Raw genomic sequence first — 16,481 nt, 5'->3', positions numbered from 1 at the left:
AGGTTTCCATGCCGAAACTTGCCCCTAAAGCCGCCGACCCGAACCGCCGCCGTTTGCTGCGGGGCCTCTCGGCGGCAATCGCCCCGATGATTTTGCCCTGCGGCTTTCTCATCCCCAAAATCAGCCTCGCCGCCGAGCGCCGCTGGGACCGCATGCTGATCCTGATCGAACTTCAGGGCGGCAACGATGGGCTGAATACCCTTATCCCCTACCGCGACGACGCCTATCGCGCCCTGCGCCCAACCCTGGGCCTGCCGGTCGATCACCTGGTGATGCTCAACGATACTGCCGCCCTCCACAGTGCGCTGACGCCGATGGTCTCGATGTGGGAGGCGGGGGAAATGGCCGTGGTGCAATCCATCGGCTACGAGCGCCCGAACCATTCCCACTTCCGCTCGATTGAAATTTGGGACGCGGCCTCCAGCTCCGACGAGGTGGTGCCCGAAGGCTGGGTGTCGCGCCTGTTTGCCGCGCAGCGCCCTCCCGCCGAAACCTCCGCCGAGGGGGTGATCTTCGGGCGGCCCGTGCTCGGCCCGCTGCTGCCCGCCCCCGCCGAAGCGGGGCAGCCGGGGCGGCGGTTTGTGGTGATGGATTCGGTGAAAAATTTCACCCGGCGCGGCCTGTCCCTGCCGCCCCCCGCCGAAGCCCCGGCGGAAACCCCGGCCTTGCAGCATCTGCTCAGCACGCAGGCCGTCGCCGGGGCGGTCGCGCAAAAGGTTGCGCTGGATCTGAAGCGCATCGAGGGCAATGAGGCTTTGGAAAAACGCCTCGCTGCCTTCCCGCAGCACGCTTTCGGCAAACAATGCGCCGAGCTTGCCCGCCTGCTCGCCGCCGAGAGCAAAATTGAAGTGGCGAAACTCAGCCACGGCGGTTTCGATACCCATGTCAACCAGCTTGGCAACCACGCCCGGCTGCTGGGTGAACTAGCCTCGGGACTTGCCGCCTTACGCACCTTCGCCAAGGAGCAAGGGGTTTGGGACCGGCTGGTTATCGCCACCTATTCGGAATTCGGTCGCCGGGCCGGGGAGAATAAAAGCGCCGGGACCGACCACGGCACCGCCGCGCCCCATTTCGTCCTGGGCGGTAAGGTGAAGGGCGGAATGGTTGGCACCGCGCCCGATCTGACCAAACTGCAAGCCGGTGATTTGATCCATAGCCTGCCGATGCAGCGCTATATCGCCAGCCTCGCCAAAGAAACCTGGGGCCTCAGCCAAACCCTCCCCGCCCTTGACCCGTTCGAGCCGCTCGGGTTGATTACTTAGGGATAGTCTCGGTCTTTGGTTAGGAGAGCCCCCGTGCCCCCAGCGGATGCCGTAAAGCGCGGAACGCAAGAGATGATCGCGGGCATGACGCCAGTCCTGCGCGACGGAGCTTTCGTGTTCTGCTCCACCGCCGACCCGGATGTGCTGGCCGATCTGCTGCCGTCGGCGCTCGCCACCTTCCGCGAGGATGAGGGGACGTCCCTTATTCTTCCGCTCGCCCGCGCCCAGGAGATGGGATTCGAGACCGGGTTGCCAATGCGCTGCATCAGCCTGCACGTCTATTCGGCGCTTGATGGCGTCGGGCTGACGGCAGCGGTCGCTAGCGCGCTCAGCCGGGAGGCGATCCCCTGCAATATGGTCGCCGCCCACTACCACGATCATGTCTTCGTGCCCGCCGATCAAGCCGACCTCGCCCTTGCGGTGCTCCACGCGCTGCAACAGAATGCGGCGGCGGGGGCCTAAGAAATGGCGTGGTTTTATCTTTTCATCGCGGGCCTGCTGGAAATCGGCTGGGCCATTGGCCTCAAGTATACAGACGGCTTCTCCCGCCTCTGGCCGAGCGTCGCCACCGGCATCAGCATGATCCTCAGCGTCGGCTTCCTCGGCCTTGCGCTTAAAACCCTGCCCGTCGGCACCGGCTATGCGGTTTGGACGGGCATCGGCACGGTGGGAACGGTGATCTTAGGGATTACCCTGCTGGGCGAGCCCGCGACGCTGGTGAAGCTTCTCTGCATCGGGTTGATCGTGGCGGGGATTATTGGGCTGAAGCTCAGCCATTAAATCGGTGGTTCTTGTCGAGACCGCTCGACGCGCGTATCTTTGACTAGAAATCTGGTCATGGGAGGGCAAATGACCCACGTCAGCCTTGCCGAGGCGAAAGCCCGTTTGAGCGATCTCATCACCCAAGCCGCCGTGGGCGAGACGATTTGCATTACCCGGCACGGTCGCCCGGTGGCGCAATTGACCGCCGCCGAAGGTGCAAAGCTGCCGGTTGACGTTGCTGCCTTGCGCGCCTTGACGGGCGCACAGGCCGAAGCCGCCCCCGAAAGTATCGTTCGGGCGATGCGCGACGCGGATCGGTATTGAGCCTCTATCTCGATACATCGGTTCTCGTCGCAGCCCTGACCCTTGAGGCCGCAACGGACCGGGTTCAAAAATGGTTTGATCGGCAAACGGTCGGAACGCTCAGCATCAGCGATTGGGTTATCACGGAGGTCGCGTCGGCCTTATCGCTGAAAATTAGGACGGGCCAAATATCCACCGAGCATCGCGCGCGGGTCTTGACCCAGTTTACCCGCCTCGCCGCGAATTCTTTGCTCGTCCTGCCCGTGAAATCGGTCCATTTCCACACGGCAGCCCGTTTTACCGATCAGGCCGATTTGGGCCTGCGGGCGGCGGATGCGCTACATCTGGCCGTCGCAGCGGATCACGGCTTAACGGTCTTGACGCTCGACCAAAAACTCGCTCAAGCAGGAATCACGCTCGGTATTGAAACCCTCATGCCCTAAAGCCGCGTCACCCGCGTTCCATCCGCCGTCCAGTCGTGGGCCGGGTCCGCGTCCAGGCGAATCAAGGCGAATCCAAGGCCCGGCACGGCGGAACGCAGCTCGCCCGCTTCCTTACCATTCGCCAGAATCGGCGTGCCCGGCGGCGGCACGGGGCCGTCGAGGCGCACCGGTTGGGCTTTGCGCTTTAGCACGGCGCGATATTTGGTGCGGGCGGTGAGTTCCTGGCCGATGTAGCAGCCCTTCTGGAAATCGATAGCGTTCAGACTATCGAGATTGAATTCCAGCAAGATCGAGCGTTCCGGTTCCAGATCGGTGCTGCCATCGGGCACGCCGAGGCCGATGCGGTGGCGGTGATAGGCTTCAACGGGTTCGGTTGCGAGCAGGGGCCGATCCTTCGGCCACCACACGCGCCATCCCATTTGCGGGTGGCGTGGATCGGCAAAGCCCAACCCGCCCTCCGGCATCGGGGCATCGAACCCGACGACCACGGAATAGCCATCTTCCACCGCAAGGCTCACATCGGCGCGCAGCTTGTAGAGCGACAGGCGGCGCAGGCAGTCCGCCCTTCGCGCGGCATCGACCTCGAGCAGCAGGCGATCTCCATCAGCCCGCACGAAGAAATCGAACAGGAATTTACCCTGCGGCGTCAGCAGGCAGGCGTAAACCGCCTCCCCCCGCTCCACCGGGCCGAGGCTATTGGTCAATAAGCCATTGAGAAAGCTGACCCGCTCGGAGCCGGTGACGACAATCAGAGCGCGGTCTGATAGGGTGCAAACAGGCATGGGTCTTCCGCTGGTTTCGACGAAGGTCAGCAAGGCACATAGGCGTCAAACGGCGTTCACGCAAGAGGATGTATCGGGGAATGGGTATGGGGTTCGCGCAGAAAGCCGCCAAAATAATGCTAACGGCGGGGTTGGGACTTGCGGTTTTCGGCCTCGGGACCCTCTCCCAGCGCGCCGAGGCGCAATCGGTGCGCGGCTCCACCGGCGATGCGCAGAATGCGGTGAAATCGGCCAGCGTGATGATGCTGGAATTGAAAGGCTCGTCGCTGCCGCCCTGGTGGCGCGCGCTTGCCGTCGCCCGCCTCGCCCGCAGCCAAGCCCGCACCGGCGATGAGGAAAGCGCCCGCGTGCTGGCGCGCGACGCCGTGCTGCTGATGAACGAGCGCAGCCCCACCCCGCCGCCGCCCGCCCTTGGCCCGGCGACGCTGTTTGCCATCCTCAGCCAAGCCTATCTTGATATGCGCGACCCGCAGAGCGCGGTACAGCTTGCCAATGAATCGCTGAAAGCGATGCAAAGCGTCAGCGATCCCGTTACCCGCGCCGCCAATTTCGCCTTCCTTGGCCTCATCATGAGCGAGGCCAGCGGCCCGGAGGGTGCCCGCCCCCTCCTGCTGCAAGGCCTACGCGATGCCTCCAGCCTGCCCGCTGGGCGCGAGCAAATCGCCGCGCTCTCGATGATCGCCCAAGCCCAGGGCAAACTAAACGATAAAGCCTCCGCCACCGATACGCTCGCCGCCCTCGCGGGCGCGCTTCCCGCCCTGAAGAAATCCGGCGATATCGCCCTCACCCGCGCCTATGCCGCCCGCGCCGCCATGGCCGCCCAGGACGGCAACGCCGCCCGCACCCATATCCGCGAGGCTGTCGCCGCCTACGACCGCTCCACCCAATCGTCGGAAATGCCGATGCCCGAGCGCGTCGCCGCCCTCGGCCTTATCGCCCTCGCCTATAATGAAATCGGCGATAAATCCGCCGCGCGCCAGATCGTCGCCACCCTAAAACAAACCCTCGCCAGCATCTCGGAGCCCTACGACAAGTTCCAAGGGCTGCTGACCCTGGCCGATACGACCTACGAAATCGAACAGCAGCGGCGGCCTTAGGGGGAGGATGGACTCCCCCCTGATATTCTGACAGACCGATATCGTCACCAATCAAGCGGCAAGAATTACTCAACGCAAAAATTATTCGGATTGAGATTTTTTTCCTGGGCCCGATTTTGATTCCTTAACCACCCCATACTTATATTTTGTTTTCCGATTACTTAAATAAGTCTTGAATTTTGATCTAATTAAATCTTTATGTTTATGCTGGATTTTATTTTCACTTATATCAAGCTTTGGTTGCTTTACGTTATTCTCTTTGGATGACGTATATTTTTCATTTCCACTATTGTTAACTAATTCCAGCGCCGCGCCCGGCCCCACATAGGTGCCTACGTCATCGCCCAAGCAGATAGCCTTGATGCAGCCGGGCTTATCGAAGTTGAACAGGTGGATTGGCAGATGATGGTCGCGCGCCAGCAGCATCGCCGATTGATCCATCACGCGCAGGTCTTGGCTGATGACGTCATCATAGGAGAGGCTGCGGTAGCGTTTCGCGTCCGTATGCTTCTTCGGGTCGGCGGTATAGACGCCGTCCACCCCGTGCTTTGCCGCGAGGATCGCATCGCATTGCAGTTCGAGCGCGCGCTGGACCGAAGGATAGTCGGTCGTCACGTAAGGCTGGCCGATGCCGCCGACGAGAATGACGATCGAGCCTTTTTCCAAGTGCCGGGCGGCGCGCAGACGAATATAGGGTTCGGCGATTTGGTTGATCTGGATTGCCGTCATCACGCGTACATCGGTATCGGTGCGGGCGTTGATGGCGGCGCGGAGCATGACCCCGTTAATGACGGTGCCGAGCATGCCCATATTATCGGCTTCGGCGCGTTCGATATTCCAGGTCTCGGCGATATTGCCGCGAAAAATATTGCCGCCGCCGACCGTGATGACGACCTGCGCGCCGATATCGACGGCGGAAACGACTTCGGCGACGATATGCTCGATGGCGTCTTTATCGAAAATCCCGCCGCCGCTGCCCATAGCTGCCCCGCTGAGTTTAATCATCAAGCGTTTGTAGCGGGTCATGGTGAGACTCCTTGATTGCAGCGGCTGGGAACGCGGGCGTAGTATCCCCGCCGCCGCGCTCCACGCAAGGGGAACCTGAGTGCTCCTGTTAACCTGCGGCCAATCAGAATGGTTCCGAGCCCCCCGATGAAGACTCTTATCCTGACACTGCTTACCACTTTATTAGTGCAGGGCGGAAATTTCGCTTCCGGGGTTTTGGCCGCGCGGCTGTTGGGGCCGGAGGGGCGCGGGGACTTGGCCGCCGCGCAGCTTTGGCCGACGACGCTCGCCTATATGCTGCTGCTGGGGCTGAATGACGCCGCACTCTATTTCAGCGCGACCGCCAAGCTGAAGGACCGCCAGGTCTTCGCCACCGGCCTGTGGAGCGGGCTGATCGTGAGCGCTGTGGCAATTTTGATCTGCTGGTTCGGTGTGGTGCCGCACGTCTACCCTGGCAATAAGCCCGAGTTGCTTCAGGCGGTGTTTTTGCTGCTGGGGTTGATCCCCTGCCATATCCTCGGGCTGATTTTTCAAGATATGCTGCGCGGCAAGGGCATGCTCGGCCTGTGGAACCTCATCCGCATCACCCTTGCCTTGGGCTATCCGCTGGCGATTGCCGCCCTGTGGCTCTTGGGCGAACGCGGCCTGCTGGCGGTAGCGGGGGCCTATCTGCTGGCGCATCTGCCGACGGTGATTATCCCCCTGGTAGCGCTGGTCCGGCGCGGCTGGGCCGGGATTACGCCAGAACCTGAGGCTGCGAAAGAGATGCTGGCGTATGGCGGGCGAATCTATGCCTCGGGCCTGATCTATCAGGCCAATAGCCGCATCGACCAATGGTTGATCCAAACCTACTTGCCCTCGGCAGCCCTCGGCCTGTATGTGGTTGCCACCAGTGTGAGCCAAATTCCGGTAACGCTGGCCTATTCGGTGGCGCAGATCGCCTTTCCGCGCGCCTGTGCCGAAAGCGACCCTGCCGCGCGGGGGGCCGTGGTGGGGCTCTATCTGCGCCTCACGCTCGCGCTGATGATCGCGGCCTCAGGGGTACTGTGGCTGATCGCCCCGCTGTTCCTGCGACTCGTTTTCGGGGCGGAGTATGCCGAGGCGAGCGATTTGGTGCGCTGGTTGATCTTGGGCATTCTGCCGCTGACCATCCGCGAGTTCCAGGCCCTCGCCTTCAAGGCCTGGAACCGCACGCTGGCGCTTTCGATCAACGAGGGCCTGACCCTCGCCCTGAACGCCGGGCTATTGTTGGTGCTGCTGCCGATCTACGGCTTGAACGGTGCGGCCTTCAGCTTCGTCGCGGTGCGCTGGGCGCAGGTGCTCGTGCTCGGCGCCTTGGCCTGGAAGCATCTGCACCTGTCGCCCGCAACCCTCTTCCTGCCGACTGCCCAGGATGGGGCGATGCTGCGGCAGGCGTGGGGAAAGCTACGCCGCCGCTAGCTTTTCGGCTCTTCCGTCAGGTCCATCATCGACTTTTGCAGCCGCTCCAGCTTGTAGCTGGGGAGCTTATAGGCCCAGCCTTTGGTTGCCTTCAGCGCGTCGTTCTCGCCGTCGAAGACCGCCCAATCGGCCCCATCGGCTTTCACCAGTGTCACCGTGATCGGCCCGCCTTCGGTGAGAGTGAAGCGGCTCAGGCTTTTGGGGGCGTCTGCCGGCAGGGAGGCGGCGGGGCGAACGTCTTCGAGCGCCATCGCCTCTAAGGTCGCGGCGACGCCCGTCACATCCCAACCCTTCTTCGACACGCGGCCTTCCGGCGGGTTGGTAACGATAAAGTCCGGCGGGGTGGCGGCGGTGTCGCGGGCGATATCAATCACCGCCCCATCGGCCCCGGTAAGGGTGACGGCGCTCACTTTTTCCTGCGGCAGATCGAACAGATCCTTCGCCAGCCACTCCAGCGCCTCAACCTTGGGATTGAGGCGGCTTTCGACCAGGAAAGCCTGTGCCTCGCCCGCTTTGCGCAGGTAGAGCATCGGCTTGTCGAGCCCCAGGGCGGCGGCATTCACCGCACTGGCGCGCAGCTTGCCGAGGATGACATCGGCCAGAACCGCATCTTTCTCGCCATAGAGGGTGAGGCGACGCGACGAGGAAGTTTCGCCCTCATCGACGTTCAGCCGCCCATAGAGTTCCGGCTTGCTGGTCTTGCCTTCCAAGGTTTCCACCTCGGTTAGATCGACCAGGATTTGCCGGATTTTCTCTGGCGCGACCGCGTAACCGCTTTTTTCGGCAAGGCCCCAGGTGTCACCCTGGCGGACCAGGGTGAGTTTCTCTTTGCCTTGGCTGAGCGTAATGCGCGTCACCTGACCTTGCTTCGTAGCAAGGTCGGTGAAGAGCTTCACGCCGGCGGGCAGGCTGCGCGCGGGTTGATCCGCTTGCAGGGTAACGATGGCCCCCGCCGCGCTGGCGACGGAAAGACCGAGGAGGAGGAGAAGCGACCGAGTTTGCATTTCACACCTCACCCTTGACCCAGAGTACGCGCGGCGGCAGCGGCCGAGTGCGCCCGCTTCCGCCGCCAAATCCCCAACCCAACCGCGAGCACGACGAGGGCAACCGGCACTGCGCCGATGGTCCAGAGCCGAATGCGGCTTTGCAGGGCCTCGATATCGGTGCGCAGGGCAAGCTGTACGTCGCGCAATTCGGCGCGGGTGCGCAAGAGATCGCCCCGGAAGGTTTCGATCTCTTTCACTTGCTCCGGCGTTAGGCTCGCCGTTTGCGGCTGGCCCTTCACGGGTACTTCGCGGCCCCGGAGTTCCGACAGCTTCTTTTCGGTTTCCTTGATCTTATCCTGCAACTCCTGCTCCTTGGCGCGGAAGCGGGTTTCCGCCTCCTGCTCCAGGGCCCGGATCGCCGTAAAGGGCCGGTCGATGATCGTGCGCGAGGTCAGGCCCGCCAAGGCCGAACCGCCCGCAAGATTATCCAAAGCATTGGTGATGAAATTGCCATTGCCCGCATTGGGCACGGCGACCTTCTGCCCGAAGAAATTCTGCACCTGGGCCCAGAAGCGCTCTTCCAGCATATCGGTATCGGCGACGATGACGAGGTTGAGCGGCTGCTTGGCCTCCGTCACCCGGTCCGCCGTATCCGCCCCCTCGGGCAGCGCGTCGGGGTAGGCGGTTTTCGCCGGGCCCGTGACGCGCGCCGCCATCGTCAGCGCTACGCCCTCGCTTTGGAAACCGCGCAGCAAGGCGACGATATCGGGCTGACCGCGCAGCTTGGCGGCATCCAGCTTCATCGAGACGGAGGAAGAGGAGGCCAGCGGCGTGAACTGCGTCCCCGCCCCCGGCAGCGCTTCCAGAATCCCGGCGCTGGCGAAGGAGAGGGTTTGCAGATCGCCGGTCAGCGAATCATTCGCCGCGAGTTGGGCTTTCGGCACCGAAATCCAGGCGAGATAATCGACCGCCTGCACGCGGGTGGCCGTGCCGCCCGCCGACACCTTGCGCGCATTGCGCCGGTCGCCGACCACCCGGTCGGGCACCAGTTGAACGCCCCAGGCTTTGAACAAAGGCTCCAGGCTGGACGCGGGCGGCGTGCCCGGCATCCCCTGCATCGCCATCATCCGCGCGCGCGACGCGGCAGCCTCGGAGACGGGGTCGACCTGAATCAAGGCCCGCCCGCCCTTCAAAACGAACTGATCGATAGCGTAGAGCGTGGCTGCCGGCAGATTGGCCGGGTGAACGACCCAGAGAACATCAATATCCGCCGGGATTTGCTTCACGCTGGTTTCCAGCGTCTTAATGGCAAAGCCTTGGCTCAATTGATCGTAGATCAACCAATTGCCGCTCCCGCCCTGCTGCTGCAAGGCCGGATCGCCTGATAACGGCAGCGTCGACAGCAAGCCAATGGTCCGCTGTTTCGGGCGTGCCAGCTTGGCGACCATTTTGGTCAGATCATATTCCAAGAAGCGTTCCCGCTCCGGCGCGAAGAAGACGATGACCTCCTGATCGTCGGTGGAATTGCTGCCCACGAGGCCGAAATAGACCTGCTCGCCGCCCTGATCGATGGGCACGCCCTGAAGCCCGTAGGAGACCGCGCGGTCTTCCACCGGGGAGAAGGGGTCGGGGCTCAAGACTTCGACCGTCAGGCGGCCGCGCGTCAGGCTGGCGTAATCCTTCAGCAAATCGCGCACGCGCTGGGCGTAGGCGGCGAAGCTGGGGACTTCGCGGGTCAGCCGGTCGGAGACGAACAGCCGCAGCGTGATCGGCTCCTCGATCTGCCCCAGGGTGCGTTGCGTCGCGGGCGAGAGGGTATAGAGCTTGGTTTCGGTCAGATCAATCCGGGTGCCGCGCAGCCACCCCGCGCCGATGATATTGACCGAGATAATCAGCACCAGCGCCGCGAGAATCCCCAGCAGCACCAGGGTTTGACGGGAAAAGCGGGATGTCATGGCTATTCCGCCTTCTTCAAATCGACAATCAGCGCGGTAATCGTCAGAAACCCAACGATCAGCGAGCCGAAGTAGAGAACATCGCGCGCATCGATAATGCCGCGCTGGAGATTGGCGAAATGGGTGAGCGCGCTAAAGCCGCTGACGAATTCCACCAGTGCCGTGGGTGCCCAATTGGCAAAAGCGCTCGTCACCAAGCTGGTGCCCGACGCCGTGACCAGAAAGCAGACCGTGGCCGTCAACACGAAGGCGATCACCTGATTGCGCGTTAGCGCCGACATGGCCGAACCGATGGCGAGAAAGGCCCCGCTCATCAGCAGCGCGCCGATGGCGCTGGCGGCGATCACCCCATAATCGGGCGTGCCCAGTACCGAGACGGCGATGACCAGCGGAAAGGCCAGCAGCAGCCCAACGGCACAGAAGGCCCAGGAGGCGAGGAATTTCCCCACCACCGCATGCCCGACGGCCAGCGGCAAGGTCAGCAGCAGTTCAATCGTGCCGCTCTTGCGCTCGTCGGCCCAAAGCCGCATCGACAGGGCCGGGACGAGGAACAGATACAGCCACGGTAAGAAATTGAAAATAGCCTGAAGATCGGCCTGCCCGCGCTCGAAAAAATTCCCCATGTAAAAGGTTAGGGAGGTTGCGAGCACTAGGAAGATCACCAGAAACACATAGGCAAGCGGCGTTGCGAAATAGCTCGCAATCTCGCGCTTGAACACAGCAAAAGCCGGAACCATGAGCAAACTCCTCGGGATCAGGCCGCGCGCGCGCGCGCATCGGTGGTCAGCGCGCGGAAGACGACATCGAGCCGCCCGCGCTGCTGGTAAATTTCGGCGACGGGCCAGTTTTCGGCCCGAACCGCTTGCGTCAGCCCGGCCAGCAAATCGGCCTCGCGGCCCGGCACCGGGCGAACGATAATCGTGCCGCCTTCCTCCTCAACCGCGAGCGCCCCCGCGATCAAGTGCAGCTTGGGAAGTAAGATCGGGCGGGCGGCGGCCGCCACCGCGAGGATAACGGCCCCGTGCAGCGGGTCGCGGCGCAGCAATTCGGCGGGCGTATTATCGGCGACGATGCATCCACGGGCGATCACCAGCGTACGAGTACACAGGGCTTCGACTTCCTCCAGAATATGGGTGGAAATCAAAATCGCCTTCTCGGGGGCCATCTCGCGAATAAGGCTACGCACGTCATGCTTTTGATTGGGATCGAGCCCATCGGTCGGCTCGTCGAGAATCAGCACATCGGGATCGTGCAGCAGGGCCTGCGCGAGACCAACGCGGCGCTTGAAGCCTTTGGAGAGCGTATCGATAGGCTGATGCACCACGCCGCGCACCTGGGCCGCGTCCAGCGCCGCCTCGATCCGCTTCCGGCGCTCAGCGCCCTTCAGGCCGCGCACATCGGCAACGAAGCTCAGCAAGCCGAAGGGCGTCATATCGCCATAGGCGGGCGCGCCTTCCGGCAGATACCCAAGGCGGCGCTGGGCCGCGCGGGTTTGCGTCAGAATATCGTGCCCGCAGACGCGGGCGGTGCCGCGCGTTGGGGTGAGAAACCCCGTAATCATTTTCATCGTGGTCGATTTGCCCGCGCCGTTCGGGCCGAGAAAACCGAGCACCTCGCCCTTGGCGACGGAGAAGCTTACGTCCCGCACCGCATCGGTGCCGCCGAACGATTTGGTCAGTGCCTGGGCCTCAATCATGGGAACCAAGGTGGGACTCCTTGCCTGCCTTACCATTCTGCCGGGAAAAGCCCCGGCGCAGCGACCAATTGCCGCCACTGCTGCGCCGATTTAGACTGTGTTGCGAAAAATGCAAGCCGCTTTGCATCAAACGCTGGATGGATCGACAGGATTAGGGACAGACGATGACCATGAACCTGCCGCTTAAAGCCCCTTCCGCCGCGCCGCCGCGCGTTAAGCTGCCGTGGAATTTCACCGCCGCGCAGATCGTTAACCGGGTCCGGCTGATCACCGGGCTGATCCTGTTCGTGTATATCCTCACCCATTTCAGCAATCATCTGGTCGGGCTGGTGTCCCTGGAGGCCATGCAGGCCTGGCATGGGGATTTTATGAGCCCCTGGTGGTCGAAACCCGGCACGTACACACTGCTGGGGGCCGTCACGATCCACGTTGGCCTTGCCTATTGGGCGATCTTCCGGCGGCGCTCGTTACGCCTCAAGCGCTGGGAGGCGGCGCAACTGCTCACCGGGGCGCTGATCCCCTATATGCTGATCGAGCATGTCGTCAGCACCCGCGTCGCCTTCGAGCTTTACGATCTGCAAGATAGCTACACCTATGTGCTCTGGAGCCTGTTCGGTACCGAAAAGCAGCTTTTCCAGGCGGCAACGCTCGTGTTCGCCTGGCTGCACGGCTGTATCGGCCTGCATTATTGGCTGCGGCTGAAGCCGTGGTACGCCAAAGCCCGGCCCTGGCTGTTCGCTTTTGCCATTCTCATGCCCGTATTGGTGCTCATCAGCTTTTTCCAAACGGGCCGCGAAGTGATGGTGATGATGCGCGATCCGGTCTGGCAAGCCCAAACCATTGCCAACATGAAACTGCCCAAGCCGGAGGATGCGGCGCATCTGCTGGACTTGCGTGACGGGCTACGCTTCGCTCTACTCGCCGGGCTCGGCCTGGTGTTCACGGCGCGTTTCGTGCGCGGCCATGTCGAAGGGCGGCGGGGCCGGGTGCGCGTGCAGTATCACGGAGGTCGCAAAGTCGCCGTGCCGCGCGGGCGCACGCTGCTGGAAATCAGCCGAATGAACAATATTCCCCACGCTTCCGTTTGCGGCGGGCGCGGGCGCTGCTCCACCTGCCGGGTGCGCATCGGCCAGGGGGGCGAGAGTCTGCCCCCGCCCGATGCCAATGAAGCGCGCGTGCTCGCCCGCATTTCGGCCCCGCCCACCGTGCGCCTCGCCTGCCAAATTCGCCCCCAGCAGGATATGGAGATAACGCCGCTGCTGCCCGCCCATGCCCTACCGCAAGATGGGTTCGCCCGGCCCGAGCACACCCACGGCCTGGAAATGGAAATTGCCGTGCTGTTTGCCGATTTGCGCGGTTTCACCAGCCTGTCGGAGCAGAAGCTGCCCTTCGATATCGTCTTCATCCTCAACCGCTATTTCGCCGAGATGGGCGAGGCGATTGGGGCTGCGGGCGGCACCGTGACGCAGTTTAGCGGCGATGGGGTCATGGCGCTGTTCGGTTACGAGCGGGAAGACCCGCCCTATGCCGCCCGCTCAGCCCTGCGCGCCGCCCGCCGCATGGCCGAACGGCTGGAAGCCTTGAATGCCGATTTCGCCCATGATCTTGATGCGCCCCTGCGCATGGGAATTGGCATTCACCAAGGGCTTGCGATTGTGGGGGAAATGGGCCACGGCCTCGCCTTTGGGCTCACGGCCATCGGCGATACGGTGAATACCGCTTCGCGCCTCGAAGGCCTGTCGAAAGACTTCAAGGCGCAGCTCGTCGTCTCCGATATTGTTCTCGAAAGAGCGGGGATAAGACTTGAAGGGGCCGCCGAGCATTCTATTGTTCCGCGCGGGCGCACCACGCCCATGACGCTTTTTGCCCTACCGCACGCCGTGGACCTTCCCGACCTGCGCTGACCGAATTGAAGGCTTTCATGTCCGTCTCCACGCTGACCGCTACCGCCCGCCTGCCCGTCGCCCCGCCCGCCCGCCGCGCGGTGGCGCTCTGGCTGTTCTTCGGGGCGGCGATGATCTTTGCGATGGTGGTCATCGGCGGCGTGACGCGCCTCACGGAAAGCGGTCTCTCGATTGTGCGCTGGGAGCCGATCAGCGGCACGCTGCCGCCTTTGTCGGAGGCCGATTGGCGCGAGCAGTTCACCCTCTACCAGCAGAGCCCCCAGTATCAGCAGGTCAACCGGGGCATGAGCCTTGCGGAGTTCAAGACGATCTTCTGGTGGGAGTTCATTCATCGGCTGTGGGGGCGGTTAATCGGAATCGTGTTCGCGGTGCCGATGCTGATTTTCTGGCTGCGCGGCGCGTTCGACGGTGCCTTGAAGCGGCGGGTTCTGCTACTCTTCGCCCTCGGCGGCCTGCAAGGCGCGATCGGCTGGTGGATGGTGGCGAGCGGCCTGCGCGACGTGCCCGCCGTCAGCGCTTACCGGCTCGCGACGCACCTCGGCATGGCCTTGGTGATCTATGCGCTCACCCTGTGGACGGCCCTGGGCCTCGTGCAGCCGCGCACCGCGTCCCCCGCCCTCGCGACTGAGAAGCGCGCGGCAACGGGGATGCTTGCGCTCATTGCGGTCACGATCCTCGCGGGGGCCTTCGTCGCCGGGCTCGATGCGGGGATGATCTATAACGAGTTTCCGTTGATGGGCGATGGCTTGGTGCCGCCCGACTATCGCAATCCGGCCCTCTCGTTCGTTCAGAATATCTTCGAGAATCACGCCGCCGTGCAGTTTCATCACCGCGTGCTGGCGATGGGTGTTGTTGTTGGCGCGATTGTTCTTGGTCTTTGGCTCTGGGGCCGTGCCGCCGCCGTTCGCGGCTGGCTTCTCGCGCTGCTTGGCGCGGTCGTACTGCAAGTCACTTTAGGGATTCTAACCTTGCTGTACCAAGTTCCGGTCGATTTAGGCGCAGCCCATCAGGCGGGCGCGGTGGTCTTGCTAACGGCAGCGATTGGCCTCTGTCACCGCCTGCAGGTCAACTCGACGGCAGCGTGAGCCCATAGCGGGCGAGAATTTCGGCAAAACGCCCATTCTCCCGCAGGGCCTCAAGACCTTTATCGAAGGTCGCGATCAGCGCTTCCCCTCGCGGATGGGTGCGCGAGACGATCAGATGCAGCCCGGTTTCTTCCGCAGCGCGCGGATCGTCACCGCCGATGAAGGTGATGCTTTCGAGCGCTTGCCCCATTTCCCGCAGCATGCGGTAAGCGATTTGTTCGTGGGTTTGCACAATATCGACGCGGCGGGCGAGCAGCAGTTTGAGGCAGGTAGCAACATCGCTGCCATCCACCAGCGTTACTTGCTGATTCTCAAGCAACCGCCGCGACGGGGCCGCCGGAGCCGTGCCGCGCGCGATGCACAGGGTTTGACCATTCACGAGGTCCATCGGCAAAGTCGCAAGCGGCGTTCCGGGGCGGGTAAATAGGCGGATTTTGATACTGGCGAGCGGGCGCGAGTAGCGAAACTGTTGTAGCCGCTCCGGCGTCGGCACATAGGGGAAGGTTCCGTCGATCTGGTTTTCCAGCGTTCGGGTTCTCCCGCGCATCCACGGCTCAACCTCCACCGTCACTGGCTGCTTCAGTTCCGCAAAAACCGCCTTGACCAGGGCGACCGCCGCCCCGCCATCGGCCTCGGCCCTTGACGAAAACGGCGGGTAATCGTCGCCGGTCGATAGTTCAATGGGAGCGGGTAAAACCGCTTGCGCAAAAGCGCCCACGGGCATCCCCAGAAAAAGCGCCATAAGCCCAAAGGCGCAAGAATGAAGACGCCGATACCGCCGTTTGGGCGATTCCGGAGAGGTCTGCGCGAATGTGTCGCTTCCTGACCCCATGCTACTGCCCTCGCTGCGCGCTTGTTGCGCTGTGGCCGCTGCAATTAAGTCAAATACGTTACACCTGTCTTACGGGGATGGCTAGCGCTTCTAAGCACCCACGCAAGGAAGGCCTGCAGGGTAAAATTCTTTCAGCACTTGCGCCGGACGGGCGTTTCTGGAACGGTCTGCCTTCCCAAATGACTGATAAGCGTGCAAAGCCCGGCCATGACCCGCGATTACAAGACCTCTGTTTTCCTGCCCGCCACCGAGTTCCCCATGCGGGGCGATTTGCCCAAGCTGGAACCCGCCATTCTGGACCGCTGGGAGAAGATTGGTCTCTATGATCGCATTCGCGAAGACAGCGTGGGGCGGCCGCGCTGGGTGCTGCACGATGGCCCCCCCTATGCCAATGGCGATATTCACATCGGCCATGCGGTGAATAAGATCCTGAAGGACGTTATCAACCGCTCGCAGCGCATGCTGGGCCAGGATGTGTCCTACGTGCCCGGCTGGGACTGCCACGGCCTGCCGATCGAATGGAAGATCGAAGAAAAATACCGCGCCAAGGGGCTCGATAAAAACGCCGTGCCCGTTGTTGAGTTCCGCCAGGAATGCCGCGCCTTCGCCCAGCATTGGGTGGGCGTGCAGGCCGAAGAGTTCAAACGCCTCGGCATTATGGGCGATTGGCAACAGCCGTACCTGACGATGGCCTATGCCTCGGAAGCGCAAATCTTCCGGGAACTGATGAAGTTCCTGATGAAAGGCGCGCTCTACCAGGGCTTCCGGCCCGTGCTGTGGAGCGTGGTCGAACAAACCGCCCTGGCCGATGCCGAGGTGGAATATCACGACCATACCTCGACGCAGATCTATGTGCGCTTTCCCGTGGTCAGCAGCCCGAACGCGGCGCTGACGGGCGCGGGCGTCGTGATCTGGACGACAACGCCCTG

Annotated in this window: 17 protein-coding genes; 10 read left to right on the top strand and 7 right to left on the bottom strand. The window is 62.9% G+C overall.

Translation table 11 applies throughout. The annotated features are described in order from the left end of the window. Positions 1-8: 8 nt before the first annotated feature. The 5 genes from ACIQ36_RS06585 (at position 9) to ACIQ36_RS06565 (ending at position 2,770) form a co-directional block, all read left to right on the top strand. Positions 9-1,262: a DUF1501 domain-containing protein gene (locus tag ACIQ36_RS06585; RefSeq protein ID WP_395827152.1), complete on the top strand. Its 1,254-nt coding sequence runs from the start codon at positions 9-11 to the stop codon at positions 1,260-1,262. A gap of 33 nt (positions 1,263-1,295) precedes the next feature. Then, positions 1,296-1,724, top strand: coding sequence for an ACT domain-containing protein (locus ACIQ36_RS06580; RefSeq protein WP_395827149.1), 429 nt, complete (start codon positions 1,296-1,298; stop codon positions 1,722-1,724). Positions 1,725-1,727: 3 nt separating this feature from the next. Continuing rightward, positions 1,728-2,042 carry a quaternary ammonium compound efflux SMR transporter SugE gene (gene sugE / locus ACIQ36_RS06575; RefSeq protein WP_395827146.1) on the top strand — a complete coding sequence of 105 codons (315 nt, stop codon included), beginning with the start codon at positions 1,728-1,730 and terminating at the stop codon, positions 2,040-2,042. Positions 2,043-2,111: 69 nt separating this feature from the next. Then, entirely contained in the window at positions 2,112-2,348 is a 237-nt protein-coding gene (locus tag ACIQ36_RS06570) for a type II toxin-antitoxin system Phd/YefM family antitoxin (RefSeq protein ID WP_395827144.1), read from the top strand. After that, positions 2,345-2,770 (top strand): type II toxin-antitoxin system VapC family toxin, encoded by a 426-nt coding sequence (locus ACIQ36_RS06565; protein ID WP_395827141.1) that lies wholly within the window; start codon positions 2,345-2,347, stop codon positions 2,768-2,770. The genes ACIQ36_RS06570 and ACIQ36_RS06565 overlap by 4 nt, the downstream gene beginning before the upstream one ends. Here ACIQ36_RS06565 and ACIQ36_RS06560 read toward each other — a convergent pair. After that, on the bottom strand, positions 2,767-3,552 hold the full coding sequence (locus ACIQ36_RS06560) for a YgfZ/GcvT domain-containing protein (RefSeq protein ID WP_395827138.1): 786 nt from the start codon (positions 3,550-3,552) through the stop codon (positions 2,767-2,769). The two genes, ACIQ36_RS06565 and ACIQ36_RS06560, sit on opposite strands and share 4 nt — an antisense overlap. A gap of 86 nt (positions 3,553-3,638) precedes the next feature. Between ACIQ36_RS06560 and ACIQ36_RS06555 the strand changes: the two genes are divergently transcribed. Further along, positions 3,639-4,649: a hypothetical protein gene (locus ACIQ36_RS06555; RefSeq protein WP_395827135.1), complete on the top strand. Its 1,011-nt coding sequence runs from the start codon at positions 3,639-3,641 to the stop codon at positions 4,647-4,649. 81 nt (positions 4,650-4,730) lie between these two features. On the opposite strand, the gene pyrH is transcribed toward ACIQ36_RS06555, so the two are convergent. After that, entirely contained in the window at positions 4,731-5,675 is a 945-nt protein-coding gene (gene pyrH / locus ACIQ36_RS06550) for a UMP kinase (RefSeq protein ID WP_395827132.1), read from the bottom strand. Positions 5,676-5,801: 126 nt separating this feature from the next. On the opposite strand from pyrH, the gene ACIQ36_RS06545 reads away from it, so the two are divergent. Then, entirely contained in the window at positions 5,802-7,094 is a 1,293-nt protein-coding gene (locus ACIQ36_RS06545) for an oligosaccharide flippase family protein (RefSeq protein WP_395827130.1), read from the top strand. On the opposite strand, the gene ACIQ36_RS06540 is transcribed toward ACIQ36_RS06545, so the two are convergent. Genes ACIQ36_RS06540 through ACIQ36_RS06525 form a run of 4 tightly spaced genes read right to left on the bottom strand, consistent with a single transcriptional unit; the run spans position 7,091 to position 11,731 of the window. Then, a complete protein-coding gene (locus tag ACIQ36_RS06540; protein WP_395827127.1) occupies positions 7,091-8,098 on the bottom strand; it encodes a DUF4340 domain-containing protein in 1,008 nt (335 codons plus the stop codon). The two genes, ACIQ36_RS06545 and ACIQ36_RS06540, sit on opposite strands and share 4 nt — an antisense overlap. An 8-nt stretch (positions 8,099-8,106) precedes the next feature. Then, positions 8,107-10,035: a Gldg family protein gene (locus ACIQ36_RS06535; RefSeq protein WP_395827124.1), complete on the bottom strand. Its 1,929-nt coding sequence runs from the start codon at positions 10,033-10,035 to the stop codon at positions 8,107-8,109. Between the two features lie 2 nt (positions 10,036-10,037). Then, a complete protein-coding gene (locus tag ACIQ36_RS06530) occupies positions 10,038-10,772 on the bottom strand; it encodes an ABC transporter permease (RefSeq protein ID WP_395827121.1) in 735 nt (244 codons plus the stop codon). A 17-nt stretch (positions 10,773-10,789) separates the two neighbouring features. After that, positions 10,790-11,731 (bottom strand): ABC transporter ATP-binding protein, encoded by a 942-nt coding sequence (locus tag ACIQ36_RS06525; RefSeq protein ID WP_395827197.1) that lies wholly within the window; start codon positions 11,729-11,731, stop codon positions 10,790-10,792. Between the two features lie 164 nt (positions 11,732-11,895). On the opposite strand from ACIQ36_RS06525, the gene ACIQ36_RS06520 reads away from it, so the two are divergent. Both ACIQ36_RS06520 and ACIQ36_RS06515 read left to right on the top strand, forming a co-directional pair. Then, positions 11,896-13,635: an adenylate/guanylate cyclase domain-containing protein gene (locus ACIQ36_RS06520; RefSeq protein WP_395827118.1), complete on the top strand. Its 1,740-nt coding sequence runs from the start codon at positions 11,896-11,898 to the stop codon at positions 13,633-13,635. A 17-nt stretch (positions 13,636-13,652) separates the two neighbouring features. Then, positions 13,653-14,720 (top strand): COX15/CtaA family protein, encoded by a 1,068-nt coding sequence (locus ACIQ36_RS06515; protein WP_395827114.1) that lies wholly within the window; start codon positions 13,653-13,655, stop codon positions 14,718-14,720. Here ACIQ36_RS06515 and ACIQ36_RS06510 read toward each other — a convergent pair. Next, positions 14,701-15,438, bottom strand: coding sequence for a substrate-binding periplasmic protein (locus ACIQ36_RS06510; RefSeq protein WP_395827112.1), 738 nt, complete (start codon positions 15,436-15,438; stop codon positions 14,701-14,703). The genes ACIQ36_RS06515 and ACIQ36_RS06510 overlap by 20 nt on opposite strands. Positions 15,439-15,759: 321 nt before the next feature. Here ACIQ36_RS06510 and ACIQ36_RS06505 point away from each other — a divergent pair. After that, the coding region (locus ACIQ36_RS06505; RefSeq protein WP_395827109.1) for a class I tRNA ligase family protein at positions 15,760-16,481 on the top strand (722 nt) is incomplete at its 3' end.

Origin of the sequence: Elstera sp. (assembly GCF_044372965.1) — a bacterium.
Lineage (GTDB): Bacteria > Pseudomonadota > Alphaproteobacteria > Elsterales > Elsteraceae > Elstera.
This window is presented reverse-complemented; position numbering and strand designations above follow the sequence as displayed.

Bases quoted from the DNA above. Each gene is read 5' to 3' on its own strand.
- ACIQ36_RS06585 (WP_395827152.1), top strand. From the start codon at position 9: ATGCCGAAACTTGCCCCTAAAGCCGCCGACCCGAACCGCCGCCGTTTG.
- sugE (WP_395827146.1), top strand. From the start codon at position 1,728: ATGGCGTGGTTTTATCTTTTCATCGCGGGCCTGCTGGAAATCGGCTGG.
- ACIQ36_RS06570 (WP_395827144.1), top strand. From the start codon at position 2,112: ATGACCCACGTCAGCCTTGCCGAGGCGAAAGCCCGTTTGAGCGATCTC.
- ACIQ36_RS06560 (WP_395827138.1), bottom strand. From the start codon at position 3,552: ATGCCTGTTTGCACCCTATCAGACCGCGCTCTGATTGTCGTCACCGGC.
- ACIQ36_RS06555 (WP_395827135.1), top strand. From the start codon at position 3,639: ATGGGGTTCGCGCAGAAAGCCGCCAAAATAATGCTAACGGCGGGGTTG.
- pyrH (WP_395827132.1), bottom strand. From the start codon at position 5,675: ATGACCCGCTACAAACGCTTGATGATTAAACTCAGCGGGGCAGCTATG.
- ACIQ36_RS06545 (WP_395827130.1), top strand. From the start codon at position 5,802: ATGAAGACTCTTATCCTGACACTGCTTACCACTTTATTAGTGCAGGGC.
- ACIQ36_RS06540 (WP_395827127.1), bottom strand. From the start codon at position 8,098: ATGCAAACTCGGTCGCTTCTCCTCCTCCTCGGTCTTTCCGTCGCCAGC.
- ACIQ36_RS06535 (WP_395827124.1), bottom strand. From the start codon at position 10,035: ATGACATCCCGCTTTTCCCGTCAAACCCTGGTGCTGCTGGGGATTCTC.
- ACIQ36_RS06530 (WP_395827121.1), bottom strand. From the start codon at position 10,772: ATGGTTCCGGCTTTTGCTGTGTTCAAGCGCGAGATTGCGAGCTATTTC.
- ACIQ36_RS06525 (WP_395827197.1), bottom strand. From the start codon at position 11,731: ATGATTGAGGCCCAGGCACTGACCAAATCGTTCGGCGGCACCGATGCG.
- ACIQ36_RS06520 (WP_395827118.1), top strand. From the start codon at position 11,896: ATGACCATGAACCTGCCGCTTAAAGCCCCTTCCGCCGCGCCGCCGCGC.
- ACIQ36_RS06515 (WP_395827114.1), top strand. From the start codon at position 13,653: ATGTCCGTCTCCACGCTGACCGCTACCGCCCGCCTGCCCGTCGCCCCG.